17 protein-coding genes are annotated in these 16179 nt (G+C 71.4%); 6 read left to right on the forward strand and 11 right to left on the reverse strand.

The window, feature by feature from the left end:
• Positions 1 to 58: 58 nt before the first annotated feature.
• Positions 59 to 271: a hypothetical protein gene (locus ACIOHC_RS24505; protein ID WP_351078465.1), complete on the reverse strand. Its 213-nt coding sequence runs from the start codon at positions 269 to 271 to the stop codon at positions 59 to 61.
• Between the two features lie 81 nt (positions 272 to 352).
• On the opposite strand from ACIOHC_RS24505, the gene ACIOHC_RS24510 reads away from it, so the two are divergent.
• Together ACIOHC_RS24510 and ACIOHC_RS24515 are read left to right on the forward strand one after the other, a co-directional pair.
• A complete protein-coding gene (locus ACIOHC_RS24510; protein WP_365692092.1) occupies positions 353 to 1327 on the forward strand; it encodes a helix-turn-helix domain-containing protein in 975 nt (324 codons plus the stop codon).
• A 114-nt stretch (positions 1328 to 1441) separates the two neighbouring features.
• A complete protein-coding gene (locus tag ACIOHC_RS24515) occupies positions 1442 to 3241 on the forward strand; it encodes a family 20 glycosylhydrolase (protein WP_401844029.1) in 1800 nt (599 codons plus the stop codon).
• A gap of 70 nt (positions 3242 to 3311) precedes the next feature.
• Here the strand turns inward: ACIOHC_RS24515 and ACIOHC_RS24520 are convergent, their stop codons facing one another.
• The 9 genes from ACIOHC_RS24520 to ACIOHC_RS24560 form a co-directional block, all read right to left on the reverse strand.
• Positions 3312 to 4049 carry a D-Ala-D-Ala carboxypeptidase family metallohydrolase gene (locus ACIOHC_RS24520; protein ID WP_351075399.1) on the reverse strand — a complete coding sequence of 246 codons (738 nt, stop codon included), beginning with the start codon at positions 4047 to 4049 and terminating at the stop codon, positions 3312 to 3314.
• Between the two features lie 169 nt (positions 4050 to 4218).
• On the reverse strand, positions 4219 to 4857 hold the full coding sequence (gene def / locus ACIOHC_RS24525; RefSeq protein ID WP_351075400.1) for a peptide deformylase: 639 nt from the start codon (positions 4855 to 4857) through the stop codon (positions 4219 to 4221).
• Positions 4858 to 4961: 104 nt separating this feature from the next.
• Entirely contained in the window at positions 4962 to 5954 is a 993-nt protein-coding gene (locus ACIOHC_RS24530; RefSeq protein WP_351075401.1) for a hypothetical protein, read from the reverse strand.
• A gap of 91 nt (positions 5955 to 6045) precedes the next feature.
• The gene (locus tag ACIOHC_RS24535) at positions 6046 to 7314 is read right to left on the reverse strand and encodes a metal-dependent phosphohydrolase (protein ID WP_351075402.1); all 1269 of its coding nucleotides are present in this window, start codon (positions 7312 to 7314) and stop codon (positions 6046 to 6048) included.
• Entirely contained in the window at positions 7311 to 8771 is a 1461-nt protein-coding gene (locus ACIOHC_RS24540) for an HD-GYP domain-containing protein (protein ID WP_351075403.1), read from the reverse strand. Before ACIOHC_RS24540 ends, ACIOHC_RS24535 begins: the two co-directional genes overlap by 4 nt.
• Before the next feature lie 166 nt (positions 8772 to 8937).
• The gene (gene rsrA / locus ACIOHC_RS24545; protein WP_351075405.1) at positions 8938 to 9258 is read right to left on the reverse strand and encodes a mycothiol system anti-sigma-R factor; all 321 of its coding nucleotides are present in this window, start codon (positions 9256 to 9258) and stop codon (positions 8938 to 8940) included.
• A complete protein-coding gene (locus ACIOHC_RS24550) occupies positions 9255 to 9911 on the reverse strand; it encodes a sigma-70 family RNA polymerase sigma factor (protein ID WP_189273941.1) in 657 nt (218 codons plus the stop codon). The genes rsrA and ACIOHC_RS24550 overlap by 4 nt, the downstream gene beginning before the upstream one ends.
• Positions 9912 to 10231: 320 nt before the next feature.
• Positions 10232 to 10945 (reverse strand): alpha/beta family hydrolase, encoded by a 714-nt coding sequence (locus ACIOHC_RS24555; RefSeq protein WP_351075406.1) that lies wholly within the window; start codon positions 10943 to 10945, stop codon positions 10232 to 10234.
• Positions 10946 to 10965: 20 nt separating this feature from the next.
• Positions 10966 to 11781: an SOS response-associated peptidase gene (locus ACIOHC_RS24560; RefSeq protein ID WP_351075407.1), complete on the reverse strand. Its 816-nt coding sequence runs from the start codon at positions 11779 to 11781 to the stop codon at positions 10966 to 10968.
• 65 nt (positions 11782 to 11846) lie between these two features.
• Here ACIOHC_RS24560 and ACIOHC_RS24565 point away from each other — a divergent pair, with 65 nt between their 5' ends.
• The 4 genes from ACIOHC_RS24565 (at position 11847) to ACIOHC_RS24580 (ending at position 15439) form a co-directional block, all read left to right on the forward strand.
• Positions 11847 to 12560: a M50 family metallopeptidase gene (locus ACIOHC_RS24565; RefSeq protein WP_365692099.1), complete on the forward strand. Its 714-nt coding sequence runs from the start codon at positions 11847 to 11849 to the stop codon at positions 12558 to 12560.
• A gap of 103 nt (positions 12561 to 12663) precedes the next feature.
• A complete protein-coding gene (gene aroA / locus ACIOHC_RS24570) occupies positions 12664 to 14004 on the forward strand; it encodes a 3-phosphoshikimate 1-carboxyvinyltransferase (protein ID WP_401844032.1) in 1341 nt (446 codons plus the stop codon).
• 3 nt (positions 14005 to 14007) lie between these two features.
• Entirely contained in the window at positions 14008 to 15024 is a 1017-nt protein-coding gene (rsgA, locus tag ACIOHC_RS24575; RefSeq protein ID WP_351075412.1) for a ribosome small subunit-dependent GTPase A, read from the forward strand.
• Between the two features lie 91 nt (positions 15025 to 15115).
• Entirely contained in the window at positions 15116 to 15439 is a 324-nt protein-coding gene (locus ACIOHC_RS24580; protein ID WP_351075413.1) for a multidrug efflux SMR transporter, read from the forward strand.
• Between the two features lie 46 nt (positions 15440 to 15485).
• Here ACIOHC_RS24580 and ACIOHC_RS24585 read toward each other — a convergent pair whose 3' ends face one another.
• Positions 15486 to 16091, reverse strand: a complete 606-nt coding sequence (locus ACIOHC_RS24585) for a TetR/AcrR family transcriptional regulator (RefSeq protein WP_365692100.1) — start codon at positions 16089 to 16091, stop codon at positions 15486 to 15488.
• Positions 16092 to 16179: the final 88 nt, after the last annotated feature.

Consider the following 16179-nt stretch of genomic DNA (forward strand, 5'->3'; position numbering starts at 1 on the left):
GTCTTCCGGTCGGATCGGGCCGGATCGGCGAGCCCGGCGCGATCCGGACGAGCTACTCCTAGATCCTCGCCCAGCTTCTGACGTAGGGACGCCGCGCGGCCGCGACCGGTTGCGCGGCGTCCGTCGTTTCCGGGGGTCCGTCGCTCCGTGCCCGTTCCGCGGCGCGCAGCTCGCGGTCGATGCGGCGCTCCCGGGCGAGTCCGGCCAGGGCGGGCAGCAGGACGAGAGCGAAAAGTGCGGCTGTGCCCAGGACGTTCAGGAATGTGTTCATGGCTCTACTCTCGTCCGCGCGGACGGATGGCGGCAGTGGCAGGACTGTCATGGACCATCGAATTACTGCCACACTGGTGTCATGCTGAAGAATGTCGCCGCCCTGCTGCTCGACGAGGTCCATCCCTTCGAGCTGGGTGTGCTGTGCGAGGTCTTCGGGCTCGATCGCAGCGACGAGGGCCTGCCGGTCCACGACTTCGCCGTGGTCTCCGCCGAGGGCCCGGTGCTGCGGACCCACGCCGGATTCACCATCAGTACGCCGCACGGCCTCGACCGTCTGGAGGAGGCCGACCTCATCGCCGTACCGGCCGGCAGCCACTTCGTCGCACGGGACTACCCCGAGGAGATCCTCGACGCCCTGCGCCGGGCCGTGGACCGGGGCGCCCGGGTGATGAGCGTCTGCTCCGGGGCCTATGTGCTCGGGGCGGCCGGGCTGCTGGACGGCCGCCGCTGCACCACCCACTGGCGTCATGCCGACGAACTGGCCCGCCGCTTCCCGCGGGCGGTCGTCGAACCCGATGTGCTGTACGTGGACGAGGGCCCGGTCATCACCTCGGCGGGCACGGCGGCCGGGATCGACGCCTGTCTGCATCTGGTCCGGCAGGCGTACGGCCCCGACGCCGCCAACGCCATCGCCCGCCGCATGGTGGTGCCGCCGCACCGCGACGGCGGGCAGGCGCAGTACATCAAGCGGCCGCTGCCCCGCACGCGGTGCGACACGGTCGGCGGGACCCTGGCCTGGATGGAGCGCCACCTCGACCAGGAGGTGACCGTCGAACAGCTCGCCGCCCAGGCGCACATGTCCCCGCGCACCTTCGCCCGCCGCTTCCAGCAGGAGACGGGCACCACTCCGTACCGCTGGCTGCTCCGTCAGCGGGTGCTGCTGGCACAGCACCTCCTGGAGACATCCGATGAAACGGTGGACACGATCGCCGGGCGCACCGGCTTCGGAACAGCCGCCGCACTGCGCCATCAGTTCGTACGGTCGTTGGGCACTACGCCGAACGCCTACCGCCGCACTTTCCGCGGCCCGGGCGCAATGACCGAAGTCGCCTGATACCTAATAGATCTGACGTCGGATCATTCGTCCAACCGTTGACCACACCTGTCCATGGACCACGGCCCGGGCGACCCAAGAGGGTCGGTCGCAACCGCCGCACCACCGCCCGAGGTGCTGCCCTCTCTGCGCCAATGGCAGGCCGGTGCGGGCGAGTTCACGCTGGCCCAGCGGGCGCGGATCGTGCTGGACGGGGTGCGGGACAGCCGCACGGCCGACGACGCACGCCGCTTCGCGGGTGAACTGACCAGGAAGGCTTCGGTGTCGCGGGGCGCGGCGGCGGCCCGCAGCGGCGACATCGTGCTGCGACAGGACCCGTCCCTGAAGAAATCGCTGGGCGCGGAGGGCTATCGGCTCGACGTCGGCGACCGGGTCACGGTCACGGCCGCGACCTCCACCGGCGTCTTCTACGGTTCGCGGACCGTCCTCCAGCTGCTGAACGACGACGGCCGCGCCGCGCGCGGTTCGGCGACCGACGTGCCCGCGTACCGTGAGCGCGGGGTCGGGGTGTGCGCCTGCTACATCAACGTCTCGATCCCGTGGTTCGAGCGGCTGATGAAGGACATGGCGTCCCAGAAGCTCAACCAGCTGTGGATCGAGGCCAAGGTCAGGAGCGACACCGACCCGGCGTCGGCGTTCTGGGGCTACTACACGAAGCCGCAGGTCCGCTCCCTGGTCGCGCTGGCGAAGAAGTACCACATCGAGCTGGTGCCGGAGATCAACTCCCCCGGCCACATGGACACCTACCTGGAGAACCACCCGGAGCTCCAGCTCAAGGACAAGAACGGCGTCGCCTCCCCGCCCCGGCTCGACATCTCCCGGCCCGAGGCGCTGACGTACTACACCTCGATGGTCGACGAGGCCCTGAAGGTGTGGGACACCCGCACCTGGCACATGGGCGCCGACGAGTACATGATCGGCTCGTCCTACCCGAACCACCCGCAGCTGCAGACCGCGGCGACCGCGAAGTTCGGCGCGAGCGCGACCCCCGACGACCTCTTCGTCGACTTCATCGATCAGGTCGACGCGCAGGTGAAGGCCGGGGGCCGTTCGCTGCGGATCTGGAACGACGGCCTGGCGGGCCGCAACGGCGTCGTCCCGCTGAACCGTGACATCACCGTGGAGCACTGGCTGGGCGGCGGCGCCATCCAGAAGCCGTCCGCGCTGCTCGCCGAGGGCCGGCAGGTCATGAACTCGGCGTACGCGCTCTACCTCGTGCGCGGCGGCTACACGACGCAGACGCGACAACTCTACGAGAGCGACTGGACGCCGCTGCGCTTCGAGGGCGAGACGCTGCCCGCAACGGCCGCGAACCTCACCGGCGCCAAGATCAGCCTGTGGCCGGACAGTGCGGCGGCCGAGACCGAGAACGAGGTGGAGGCGAAGACCTTCATGCCGCTGCGCTTCCTCGCACAGGCCACCTGGGGCGGCCCGAAACCCAGTGAGACGTACGCCGGTTTCGAGGCGCTGGCCCGGCGGATCGGCCACGCGCCGGGCTGGTCGAACACCGACCGCACCCCGCTCGCCGACGGTACGTACCGGCTGACCGCGGGCGACCGGGCGCTCTCCCCCGCCGCGGACGCGGGTGTCTCCCTGGTGGGTGCCGGTGCCGCCTCCTGGACGCTGACGGCCACCGCCGACGGGTACTACACGGTGCGGTCGTCCGAGACCGGTCAGTGCCTGGACGCGGTGCGCGGAAAGAAGTATCTGGGCGCCCCGCTGGAGATGGGGGCGGAGCTCTCGCTCGGGGCCTGTTCGGCGACGGCGCGTACGCAGCGCTGGCAGCCGGACACCGCGGCCGGGGGGCTGACCCTGCGCAACGCCATCTCCCAGCTCCGTCTGACGGAGCGGGCTTCGGACGACGCCGCGGTCCAGACGACGGGCGCGACGCGGCTGACGGCAAGGACCTTCTGACACGGGCGGCACACGGAGAAGGGCCCCGTACGCCGGTTCGGACGGACCGGCGTACGGGGCCCTCGCCGTGTCAGATGCCGCAGTTCGGCGCCGACCAGAAGTGGCTGGGCCCCTGGTTGACGTGGACGTGGTCGCCGTGGTCCGGGTAGCCGGGGCCGAGGATCCCGTTGAAGCCGTGGTTGCGGGCCTCCTTGGCAAGGGTGCACAGCGCGTGCGGTCCGGCGCCGAGGTCGGCCGCGTCCCCGTACAGATGACGGCTGTTGGACGCGCCGCCGACCGCGCTGTTGCAGGAGGTGGAGCGGAATCCGCTGGTGATCCGGATCGACTGGTCGCCGAGCGCGTGCCGCAGCGCCTCCAGTTTCCACATGGTGCTCAGGGCGTTGGCCTTCGCCGTGCCCGCCGCGACGGCACCACCCGCCCAGGTCGTGTTGCACTGGTTGTGTTCGGCGTACGTGAAGTGGGCCGGGGTGCAGTCGTTGTCCTGGAGCTCATAGATCTTGGCCTGGGTGGCCGGACCCGCGATGCCGTCCGCGGCGAGACCGTAGGCGGCCTGGAAACGCTTGACGGCGGCGGTGGTGGCCGGTCCGTAGGAACCGTCGACGGCGAGCACGGAGTTGTAGCCCGGGTAGCCGGCCACCCGTATCTGGAGCTGGACCACGTCATTGCCGGTGGCGCCGGGGGACAGGGTGCGGGTCCACGTGTAGCAGCCGTCGGCCTGTGCGGTGCCGGCGGTGACCACGGCCCCACCCAAGGCGAAGGCCATGGTCATGACAAGACCGAGCAGAAGTCGTGCGGTTCGTCCGAGCATGAGGAGGCTCCCTATCACGACGGGGATGTGGTGAGCGAGCTTGTCGGACGAGTCGACGCGCGTCAACCGCCCATGAGCAAACGGCGGTTGACGGTCGATCAGAGGAGCGGGAACGACGGGCCCGGCCTCCCGCTCAGGGGATGCCGGGCCCGTCGGTGACGGCCGGACGTCAGTCGTTCGGCACGATCTCGTAGCGCGGCGTGTTCTCCGCCATCTGCCGCAGGGCGTCCTTGCGGTCCCGCTTCGAGAGCCGGTCGATGTACAGGTGTCCGTACAGGTGGTCCGTCTCGTGCTGGAGGCAGCGGGCGAAGTAGCCGTTGCCACGGATCCTGACCGGGTTGCCCTTGGCGTCCTGTCCGCGGACCACCGCGTAGTCCGGGCGGGCCAGCGAGGCGTACGCCGTCGGGACCGAGAGGCAGCCCTCGTTGGAGTCGTCCAGGACCCGGTCCTCGGGCGCCAGCTCTTCGAGCACCGGGTTGCAGACGGCCCCCACGTGCCGTACGCCGTCGTCGTCCGGGCAGTCGTAGACGAAGACCTTCAGGTCGACGCCGATCTGGTTGGCGGCCAGGCCGACACCCTCCGCCGTCCGCTGGCTGGCGAACATGTCGTCGATCAGCCGGGCCAGCTCGTCGTCGAACTCGGTGACGTCCCGGCACTCCTTGTGCAGCACCGGGTTGCCCACGACCGTGATCGGACGGGAGGTACCGCGCTCGCGATGTGCCGCTTCGCGCGCCTCGCAGTCCTCCGTGTCCACGACGAAACCTTCGTCGTCGAGGGTGATCTGCTCGTCCGTCTCCTGCTGCGCCATGTCCGCCGTACGCCTTCCTCAAAACCTGAAACCCGGGCATCCGAAGGTCCGGGGCCGGGTACCCGAGCACCGCGACCGGTGCCCGTACAGCCTACGGGCACCGGTCAGCAGACTTCTTCGAGATCTCGCCACTCACGGCTGTCCGGGCTGTCCGCCACCCAGCCGTCCAGCAGTCCGCGCACCAGCCCGGCCGGCGCCGCTATCCCGCACTCGCGCTCGGGCACCCACAGCTCACCGGCGGTGCGGTGCCCCAGCGGGCCCGGATGCCCCGGCTCGCTGTGGTCGTGCGGGTCCAGGTGCTCGCCGTCGCCCTCGTCGCTCTCCATCCTGCTCTCCGAGCAGGCCCGGCAGAGCAGCCGCACGGAGGACGACCAGTCCTCGGCGGCGAACCCCGCGTCGGAGGCCAGCTGTTCCAGCGCGTCCCGGTCCGCCTCGGTGGCCGCTTCGAGCAACACCACCCAGGTGGGAACGGGGGACGGCGCCCACAGCTCGATCTCGTCGAAGACGGGGTACGCCGGGCCGGCCGCGGTGACCCGCTCGCCGTGCGGCACCCCGTCGTGCAGGACGACCTCTCCCCAGCGCCGGCCGGACGACGGCAGCGGGATGGAGAGCACCTCCATCCGGGCCGGATCGAGCCTGCGGCCCCAGACGACCTCGGCCTCGCCCTCCGGCGACAGCCGTACCGCGGCGCTGCCGAGCTCCATGCCGACGGGCTCGCTGTTGGCCGCCGAGGTGTGCTGCCCGGCGCCCGGCACCTTCAGGCCGTACGCCTGCCAGGCGCGGCGCGCCAGCGGCCAGTCCTGCAGCGCGGTGGCGGCGATCCCGACGTTCCACCAGTCGGGAGCGCCGGACTCCTTGTCGAGCAGCGCGACGGCCCTGAGGCCTGCGGCTCTCGCCTGTTCCCAGTCATGCCGGAACTTGTGCAGCAGCGCCAGGTTGAACCATGACTCCGAGAGCCAGGGTTCCAGGTCCGCCGCACGTGTCAGCAGTGCGCCCGCGTCCTCGTACCGGCCGTCGCCGATCAGCGTGAACGCGCGGTCCGTGGCCTGCCGCCAAGAGGCGGAGGGCCGATGCCGTACCTTCCCGAAGATCCTCACGATTCCCGCCCGTCCCGACTGGACACCCTCGTTTTCCGCTCCTCTTCGCATCCAACCATGCCCGGCCGGACGCCCGCTCATTACCCATGGGTTACCCGGGCGGGACGGGGGTCGGACCGTCCCGTGCCAGGACCCGGGCCAGGGATTCCACGACCTCGGGCTGATAGTCGTGACCGGTCCCGAGCCTGAGTTGTTCCAGCGCGCCCAGCGGCCCGATGAGACTTTCCCCGGAGAGGTCGTCGTATGCGTTGACGGCCCTGACGATCCTGGCGGAAAGCGGCTGCTCGCGGAAGGGGTCCGCCTGTCGTTCCACCACGACCGCGACCCCGGTGTCCACCCCGGTCTGCCGGACCACGGCCCCGCCCAGCAGCGCGATGCGGCGCTGCTCGGCGGGGGGCAGGGTGGCCGTCGCCCCGTCCGGGACCGGATCGACCAGGGAGAGCTGGCCGATGTCGTGCATCAGGGCCGCGTACTCCAGCACGGTCAGCTCGTGTCCGGAGAGCCCCAGCTCGCGGCCGACGGCGGTGCAGAGCGTCGCGACCCTGCGGGCATGGCCGTGCGGGGTGTACCCGGCGATCTCGGTGGACCGGGCGAGCGAGGTGATCGTCTGCCGGTAGGTGGTGCGCACGGCGACGAACCGGCGGAACGAGACCTGGGTGAGCAGCAGCGGTACGCACAGGACGGGCAGCGCCCACAGCCCGGCGACGGCCACCCCGAGTGCCATCACGACCCCGGTCGCGCCGACCGCTGACCCGATGCCGATGAGGGCGCGCAGCTCGTCGTGGAGCAGCGGCCCGTACGGGTGGCGGGTGCGCGAGCGCAGCAGCAGCGCGGCGAGCACGGCGTCGCACAGCGCGGTCAGAACGAGGAGCAGGAGCGGGAAGAGCACGTAGTACGGGCCTTCGCCGAGCCGGCTCGCGACGCGGCCGGAGTTGTACAGCGGCTGGAAGCACGCGGCGGCGAAGGCGACGGTCAGGATGCGGCGGGCCACCCGGTCGAGCGAGGGTCCGCTGCCCCGGGCCACGTGCGGCACACAGGCGACGAGCTGTGCCGCGACGAGTACGGCCACCACCTGGAGGACACCGTGGCCGGTGGGCGAGCCGCCGCTGCGGCCGAGCAGGGCGTACGCGAGCGCTCCCGCGGCCCCGAGCGGCGCGGGCTCGCGTTCGCCGGGCAGCGCGCCCCAGCGGGCCAGTTCACCGACGGTGATGAGGACCCCGAAGGCGAGGGCGTGGCCGGGTTGGTGGACACCGTCCCAGAGGGTGTGGCCGAGCCCGGCGGCGGCGAGCGCGGCGGCGGCGCCGCGTACGGCGAGGACGGCCGGGGGCAGCGCCTTTCGCCGGGTGCGGGCCGGGCTCATCCGGGCCGGTCCGCGGACAGCTGCGGACCGGGGGCCGCCCCGAGGCCGTCGGCGGGCGTCGGAGGACCGGGCGCCGTGTCGAACGGGTCCGGCCGCAGTGGACGGGCCGGTGTCGGGGACACCGGCCCCTCCCCGCTCCGTGGCCGCGGAATCGCCTCGTCCGCCGTCACCGCGGTCGACGGCGACCACCCGTGCCGTTCCACTCCGCGCACCAGAGCCCGCACCATCTGCGGATCGAACTGCGTGCCCGAGCACCGCTTCAGTTCGTCCAGCGCCGCGGGCACCGGCCGCCCCCTGCGGTACGACCGGGTCGACGTCATCGCGTCGAAGGCGTCCGCCACCGCGACGACCCGGGCGAACTCGGGGATCGCCCGGCCGCTGAGCCCGTACGGGTAGCCGCTGCCGTCGAGCCGTTCGTGGTGATGCAGGATCGCGTCCCGGGCCTCGCCGAGGAAGCCGATGCCGCGGACGATCTCGTGGCCGTACTCCGGATGCAGTTCGATCACCCGCCGTTCCTCCGGGGTGAGCGGTCCGTCCTTGCGGAGCACCCGGGTCGGGACGCCGAGCTTGCCCACGTCGTGCAGGATGCCGGCGAACCGGAGGACCTCCAGGCGGCCCTGCTCCATGCCCAGTTCACGGGCGATGAGCACGGAGGCCTGTCCGACCCGTTCGCTGTGCCCCCGGGTGTACGCGTCCTTGATGTCGACGGCCTGCACCAGTGCCCTGATGGTGGCGCGGTGGGCGGCGTGCTCGCGGTGGTACTGGGCGAAGACCCAGCAGGAGATGTACATCGGCAGCAGGACGATGAGCGCGGACACCGGACCGTACGGACCGCGCCACAGCACGGCCATCATCAGTCCGGCGAGTCCGTGCACCAGGTGCGGTCCCAGCGAGCGGGACAGCAGCCCGTCCCAGGCGCGCCGTACGGGCAGCCGTTCGGCCGCGACCAGGATGGAGCCGTCCAGAGCGGCCAGGACGAGGCTGAAGGCCAGGGCGGCCGCGCAGGCGGGCAGCAGGGCGTAGGGGAGGTCGGGGAGCCGGTCGGTGCCGGACCCGCCGAGCGTGGCCGCGCCGCCCAGCAGCCCGTGGACCAACGAGGCGGCCCCGACGGTGACGGCGAGCTGCGCGGCTCGCCAGACCCGCCGTGCGGCGGCGGGCCGGTTCTCCACCCGGCCGGCGAGCGATCCGGGGATCGCGACCAGGCCGGCCGCGGCGGGAGGCAGCAGAAAGGCGGCGGCGAGCAGCAGCGGGAAGAACGATCCGGCTCCGATCGGCACGGAGCTGCCGAAGAAGGGGCAGCGCCCGGGGAGTTCACAGGCCAGATAGAGCGCGGTCAGCAGTCCGACGGTGGCCCAGGGGGTCCCGGCGCCCGTGCGCAGCGCGGGCAGCACACAGAGCAGGGCACCGGCCGCGGCCACCAGGACGTACGCGCGCGCTGCCCCGTGTGTCGCTCCCACCCGCCCGGCCCGCCCCCCAACATGGTCAATGGAGGCGCCAGGCTAGCGAGTTGTGTTTCCCACCGAGCCCCGATGAGCCCGATTAGCACATTCGGGTGATGTGGTGCGAACGCGGACGATGCGCGGGCGGGCCGGGCCCCGGCGGGACGGCCGCCGGGCTACGGCTTCATTCCGTGGCGGCGGTCGGCTGTCCGGTCTCCGACGCCGTCACGTCCTGCTCGGGCACGGCCTGTCCCGAGCGGATCAGATCGATCCGGCCCATCACCTTGGAGCGCAGGTCGGTCGGCACGTCGTCCTGGCCGCAGCAGCGTTTCACCAGCTTCTTCACGGCCTGTTCCAGGCCGTACTTCTCCAGGCACGGGGAGCACTCCTCGAAGTGGACCTCGAACTTGGTGCAGTCGCTGTCGGGCATCTCGTGGTCGAGGAACTCATAGAGATGATCGAGGACCTCTGAGCAGTCCGTCTCGTGCGGCTCTCCGCAGCTCATGAGCCCGAGCCTTTCCGATCGTCCGACTCTCCGGCACCGGCCGGGACGAGCCCGCGCTCACGGGCGTAGTCCTCCAGCATGCCGCGCAGCTGGCGGCGGCCCCGGTGCAGTCGGGACATCACCGTACCGATGGGAGTCCCCATGATGTCCGCGATCTCCTTGTAGGCAAAGCCCTCTACATCGGCGAGATACACGGCGATGCGGAACTCTTCGGGGATCGCCTGCAGGGCGGACTTCACATCCGAGTCGGGCAGGTGGTCGAGAGCCTGCGACTCGGCGGAGCGCAGGCCGGTCGACATGTGCGACTCGGCGCGCGCCAGCTGCCAGTCCTCGATCTCCTCGGCGGCGCTGCGCTGAGGTTCGCGCTGCTTCTTGCGGTACGAGTTGATGAACGTATTGGTGAGGATGCGGTACATCCACGCCTTGAGGTTGGTGCCCTCACGGAACTGGTGGAAGGAGCCGTAGGCCTTGGCATACGTCTCCTGGACCAGGTCCTCGGCGTCTGCGGGGTTGCGCGTCATGCGCAGCGCGGCCGAGTACATCTGGTCGAGGAAACCGAGAGCGTCCCGCTCGAAGCGCGCGTTGCGCTCGGCAGTCGTCTCCTGCGCGCGGCCGTCGTCGGTCCCTGTGTCGGTCCCAGTGACCGGACCCACCTCCTCCAACGCTGTGGCGGAGCCGAAACCGGACCCGCTCGAATCGGAGAATAGTCGACCTTGCTTCGATACGGGCTGTCGATCCGATCCGCTCAGTACCCGCTCGGGAGTGGTCTTGGCCGCATGCAGGACCGTCCACTCCAGGTCAGCGGCGTTCGAGCGGCGCGGGCAGATGGTCGAACCCATGCGACGGACTCCCTCTCCACGTACGACGTTGATGTACCGATGACACCGACAACAGTGGCCCCCGGCTCAACATTCCCGGGGTGCGCCCGGCCGCCTGCACGGTGCGACCGGCACCCTCCCCGGAGGGACGAAGCTCACACGAGGGCCGACAGCCACGCGGTCACGGCGGTGGTCAGGATCTCCATCGCCTGATCCTCGGTCAGGCCGGACTTCTTCGGAACGGCGAACCCGTGGTCCCCGTACGGCACCTCGGCGATCCCGTACTCCCCCGGAGGGAATTCGGCGGGCCGCCCGAACGGGTCGTTGCCGCCCTGCACGACGAGCGTGGGTACGCCGGCCCCGAGGAGCTCGTCCGCGCGGGACCTCTCCGGCTTCCCCGGAGGATGCAGCGGGAAACTCAGCGCGAGGACGGCGTGGGCGCCGAGCTCCGTCGCCGTCCGGCACGCCACCCGGGCCCCGGCGCTGCGCCCGCCGGCGACGACGGGCAGCCCCGGGACGGTGAGCGCGGGCCACAGGCCCCGCCATCCGGTGTCCAGGGTCTTCGGGGCGGGCGCGATCCTCTTGCCGGCGACCCGCCACGGCTGCTCCACGAGCGCGACGGCCACCCCGTGGGCGGGCAGCACGGCGGCCAGGGCCCGCAGGTCACGGGTCTCGATGCCGCCGCCCGCGCCATGGCCGACGGCGAGCACCAGGCGTGCGTTCCCCGGGCCCTCAGGGCCCTTCGGGCCTTTCGGGTCCTTCAGCTCCCCAGGGCTCTTCGCGGGCAGCCAGGTGATCCTGGCCGGCCCGGCGTCCGTGTCGACCGTCTCGGTCCTGCGGCCTGTCTCAGCGGTACTCACATGCCCCATCCTGCCTGCTCGGAACGGGGTCAGAACAGCGTGCTCACCTCCGGCGCGGCCAGCTCCTCCAGCAGTTCGGGACCGTTGTTGCGCACATTGCTGACGGCCGTGGCCACCGGATAGGCGCGCATCAGCCCGCCCGGCGGCGGCGCGAGCAGCGCCCGCAGCTCCTCGGCGTCGGTGTGTGACGGATCGAGCCAGGCATCCCACCGGTCAGGGGTCAGCATGAGCGGCATCCTGGGGTGGATGTCGGCGAGCGTGGCCGGTCCCTCGGCGGGGGCGACGGCGAGCGGAGTGGTCTCCGCCTCGGTCGTGATCACCGAGCAGGTCACCCACCAGGCCATCGGGTGGTCGTCCGGCAGGGTCCGGTCGCGCCAGAACTCGTACAGTCCGGCCATCGCGAAGACCGATCCGTCGGCGGGTGTCACGAAGTAGGGCTGCTTGCGCGGCCGCTTCTTCTTCCCCTTCTCCTCCAGCTGCCGCTCATCGGCGCCGGTGACCCACTCGTAGTAGCCGTCGGCGGGCAGAATGCAGCGCCGGGAGACGAAGGGGCGGCGGAAGGACGGCTTCTCGTGGACGGTCTCCGCGCGGGCGTTGATCATGCGTGCCGCCCCCTCGGGGGACTTCGCCCAGGACGGCACGAGTCCCCACTTCAGAGCACGCAACTGGCGAACCGGACGCTGATCGTCTGCGTCTTTCAATGGACGTTCCAGTACGGCGTAGACCTCCTTGGTCGGCGCCACGTTCCAATCGGGCGCCAGGGTCTCCTCCGGTTCCCACTTCTCGACCCGGAAGAGTCCGGTCAGGTCCTCGGGCCGCCGACTCGCTGCATACCGTCCGCACATAAGTGCCAGACTGCCACGACCGCCGCGCCGACAGGACGCCGATACCGCAAGGAGCCGCCCGCACCATGGACAGCACCGACCTGGGCAATCTGTGGGACCGCGTGTTCGGCACCCAGCCCGCACCCGAGCAGTGGCTGGTGGTGGTGACCGGCACGCTCGCGCTGATCGCCGTCGTGCCGAACCCGATATGGCGGCTGACCCGCAACGCGATCACCATCGCGCACGAGGGCGGGCACGGGCTGATCGCGCTGTGCACCGGGCGGCAGCTGTCCGGCATCCGGCTGCACTCGGACACCAGCGGGCTGACCGTCAGCCGCGGCAGGCCGACCGGCATCGGAATGATCCTGACGGCGGCGGCCGGCTACACCGCCCCGCCGCTGCTGGGCCTGGGCGGGGCGTGGCTGCTGGTCAGCGGCAGGATCACGTTGCTGCTGTGGCTGGCCACCGCGCTGCTCGCGGTGATGCTGGTGATGATCCGCAACGTGTACGGGGCACTGGCGGTGATCTTCACGGGGTCGGCGTTCCTGCTGGTGTCCTGGCTGGCCTCACCCGCCGTGCAGTCGCTGTTCGCGTACACCGTGGTCTGGTTCCTGCTGCTCGGCGGCGTACGCCCGGCCTTCGAGCTCCAGTCGAAGCGGCGGCACGGCGGCGCGCCGGACTCGGACGCGGACCAGTTGTCGCGGCTGACCGATGTGCCGGCCGCGCTGTGGCTGTTCCTCTTCCACGCGATGTCGCTCTGCTCGCTGATCGGCGGCGGGCGCTGGCTGCTCGGCATCTGAGGGCCGGTCCCGCACGGCGCCGCCTACCACACATGCGTTACGCACCCGTTTCGACTCATTTGATCGAGATTCGGGTTTGCGGTGAGCCACTAAAGTGAGGTCCATGACCGAACGTTCCGTGCACCCCGCCCTCTGGCCCGCCCCGCATGCGACCGGAGCCGTCGATGCGACCGTCACCGTGCCCGGATCGAAATCGGTCACCAATCGCGCGCTGGTCCTCGCCTCTCTCGCCGCCGAGCCCGGCTGGCTGCGCCGCCCGCTGCGCTCCCGCGACACCCTGCTGATGGCCGAGGCACTGCGTGCGATGGGCGTCGGCATCGAGGAGACGGTGTCGTCCAGCTCCTCCGTCGCGGACGGCCCGGACGCCGCCGGTGAGGCCTGGCGGGTCATCCCGGCCGGGCTGCACGGCCCCACCACGATCGACGTCGGCAACGCCGGCACGGTCATGCGCTTCCTGCCGCCGGTCGCGGCGCTGGCCGACGGCCCGATCCACTTCGACGGCGACCCCCGTTCGTACGAACGCCCGCTGAACGGCGTGATCGACGCGCTGCGGGTGCTGGGCGCCCGGATCGACGACGACGGGCGCGGCGCGCTGCCCCTGACGGTGCACGGCAGCGGCGCCCTGGACGGCGGCGCGGTGGAGATCGACGCCTCCTCGTCCTCGCAGTTCGTCTCGGCGCTGCTGCTGTCGGCGCCGCGCTACAACCAAGGGGTGGAGGTCCGTCACACCGGCGCCCGGCTCCCCTCCATGCCGCACATCCGGATGACCGTCGACATGCTCCGGGCCGTCGGCGCCCAGGTCGACGAGCCGGAGACGGGCGGTGAGCCGAACGTCTGGCGGGTCTCGCCCTCCGCCCTGCTCGGCCGTGATATCATCGTCGAGCCCGATCTCTCGAATGCCCAGCCGTTCCTCGCCGCCGCGCTGGTCACCGGCGGCCGGGTCACCATCCCCGACTGGCCCGAGTACACCACCCAGCCGGGCGACGCGCTGCGGGAGATCTTCACCGCGATGGGCGGCAGTTGCGAGCTGACCGAGCACGGACTCACCTTCACCGGTTCGGGCCGTATCCACGGCATCGACGTCGACCTCGGCGAGGTCGGCGAGCTCACCCCGGGCATCGCGGCCGTCGCGGCCCTCGCGGACGGCCCGTCCACCCTGAGCGGCGTCGCCCACCTGCGGCTGCACGAGACGGACCGGCTCGCCGCGCTCACCAAGGAGATCAACGAGCTCGGCGGCGACGTCACCGAGACCGCCGACGGGCTGCACATCCGGCCCAGGCCGCTGCACGGCGGTACCTTCCATACGTATGACGACCACCGGATGGCCACCGCGGGGTCGATCATCGGCCTCGCCGTCCCCGGAGTGGAGATCGAGAACGTGGCGACCACCGCCAAGACCCTGCCGGACTTCCCGCAGATGTGGACCGGAATGCTCGGGGCCTGAGACATGCGCCGCTACGGCAAGAACCCCGACGAGGACGACATCCGGTTCCGCCCCAACCCGAAGGGCAACCGGCCCCGTACCCATACCCGACCGAAGCACGAGGACGCCGAGGACGGCATGGTCCTCACCGTCGACCGGGGCCGCCTCACCTGTCTCGTGGACGGCCGCACGGTCATGGCGATGAAGGCCCGTGAGCTGGGCCGGAAGGCCGCCGTGGTGGGCGACACCGTCTCCATCGTCGGCGATCTGTCCGGCGACAAGGACACTCTCGCCCGCATCGTCCGCATCGGTGAACGCCGCTCGGTGCTCCGCCGTACCGCGGACGACGACGATCCGTACGAGCGGGTCGTCGTCGCCAACGCCGACCAGCTGGCGATCGTCACCGCGCTGGCCGATCCGGAACCCCGGCCGCGGATGATCGACCGCTGTCTGGTCGCCGCGTACGACGGTGGACTCTCCCCGCTCCTCGTGCTCACCAAGTCGGACCTCGCCTCCCCGGACAAACTGCTGGAGGCGTACACCCCGCTGGGCGTCCCCTTCATCGTCACCAGCCGCGAGGAACTGGAGAACGGCGACGCGGCCGAGCGGGTCCGCGAGCAGCTGAACGACCGGGTCACCGCCTTCGTCGGCCACTCCGGTGTGGGGAAGACGACCCTGGTCAACGCGCTCGTGCCGAAGGACCGGCGGCGTACCACCGGCGTCGTCAACGCGGTCACCGGCCGGGGCAGGCACACCACCACATCGGCGCTGGCGCTCCCCCTGCCCGACTACCGCGGCTGGGTGATCGACACCCCCGGCGTGCGCTCCTTCGGGCTCCACCACATCGATCCGTCCCGGGTGATCCACGCGTTCCCGGACCTGGAGCCCGGTACCGAGGACTGCCCGCGCGGCTGCACCCATGACGGCAACCAGCCGGAGTGCGCCCTGGACGCCTGGGTGGCGGACGGCCACGCCGATCCGGCGCGACTGGATTCGCTGCGGCGGCTGCTGTCCACGCGGGAGCGGCGCGAGGGCGACTGACCCGGGCGACGTTTGCGATCCGCCGTCGTCGGTAAGTGCATAATCACACCCAGCGAGGCAAGGCGGTCACCGAAGTGGGAGGGCACTGACGATGGCGTGGCTGCTGGTCGTGGTCGCGGGGCTGCTGGAGACAGGCTTCGCCGTCTGTCTGAAGCTCTCGCACGGATTCACCCGGCTCTGGCCGACCATCGCGTTCTGCATCTTCGCCCTCGGCAGCTTCGGTCTGCTGACGCTGTCACTGAAGAAGCTCGACGTCGGGCCCGCCTACGCCGTGTGGACCGGCATCGGCGCGGCGGGCACCGCGATCTACGGCATGGTCTTCCTCGACGACCTGGTCTCCACCCTCAAGCTGATCTCGATCTCCCTGGTGATCCTCGGCGTGATCGGTCTGCAGCTCTCGGGCTCGTCGCACTGACCGCCCGGCGGGCTCACACCGTGACCAGCAGCGGCGGGCCCGGTCCTCATCCGGTCGACCGTCCCTCCACCACCGTGCGCACCAGCGGTGCCGTCTCGCCCGGGGAAGCCGGCACCAGCGCGTAGCTCAGCGCGAGCCGCAGCACGATCTCGCAGGTCGCGGCCAGTGGCTCCGGGTCGTGCGGCGGCCGGCCCCCGGCGAGGGCGGCCACCATGCGGTCCCTGACCTGGCCGAGCAGTTCGGCGGGTGTCGGCGTTCCGGCATCGGCCCACCGCTGGGCGGGGACGGGCGACGAGGTCGGCACCGCCGGGCGTGCGGGACGGGGTAATCGCTCACCCCAGCAGCCCGTGAGCAACCCTCGGACGAGGGCGTTCGTCCGTACGGCACGGACGGTCCAGGCGGCGGTGGCGGCCGGCCCGTCCCTCGGGTCGGCGACCGATCGCAGCGCCCGGTCGACGCCTGCCAGGTAGCCGTCCGCGGCACCTCGGACCAGGGCACGGGCCAGGCCCTCCTTGCCGCCGAACTCGTTGTAGAGGGTCTGCCGGGAGACCCCGGCGGCGGACGCGACATCGACCATGCGCACCGACGACCAGGGCAGCGTGGCCAGCGCCGAGAGTGCGGCGTCCAGCAATGCGTCTCGCGCCGTGGGCATCGTCGCCTCCCGCGCCATGGGGCCTGCGTTCCAGAGTTGACGTGCCGCCGGGGACTGTCAATGGTCCGGGCCGCCGCGGACCCCTGTG

Source organism: Streptomyces sp. NPDC088252 (genome assembly GCF_044740965.1).
Classification (GTDB): Bacteria; Actinomycetota; Actinomycetes; order Streptomycetales; family Streptomycetaceae; genus Streptomyces.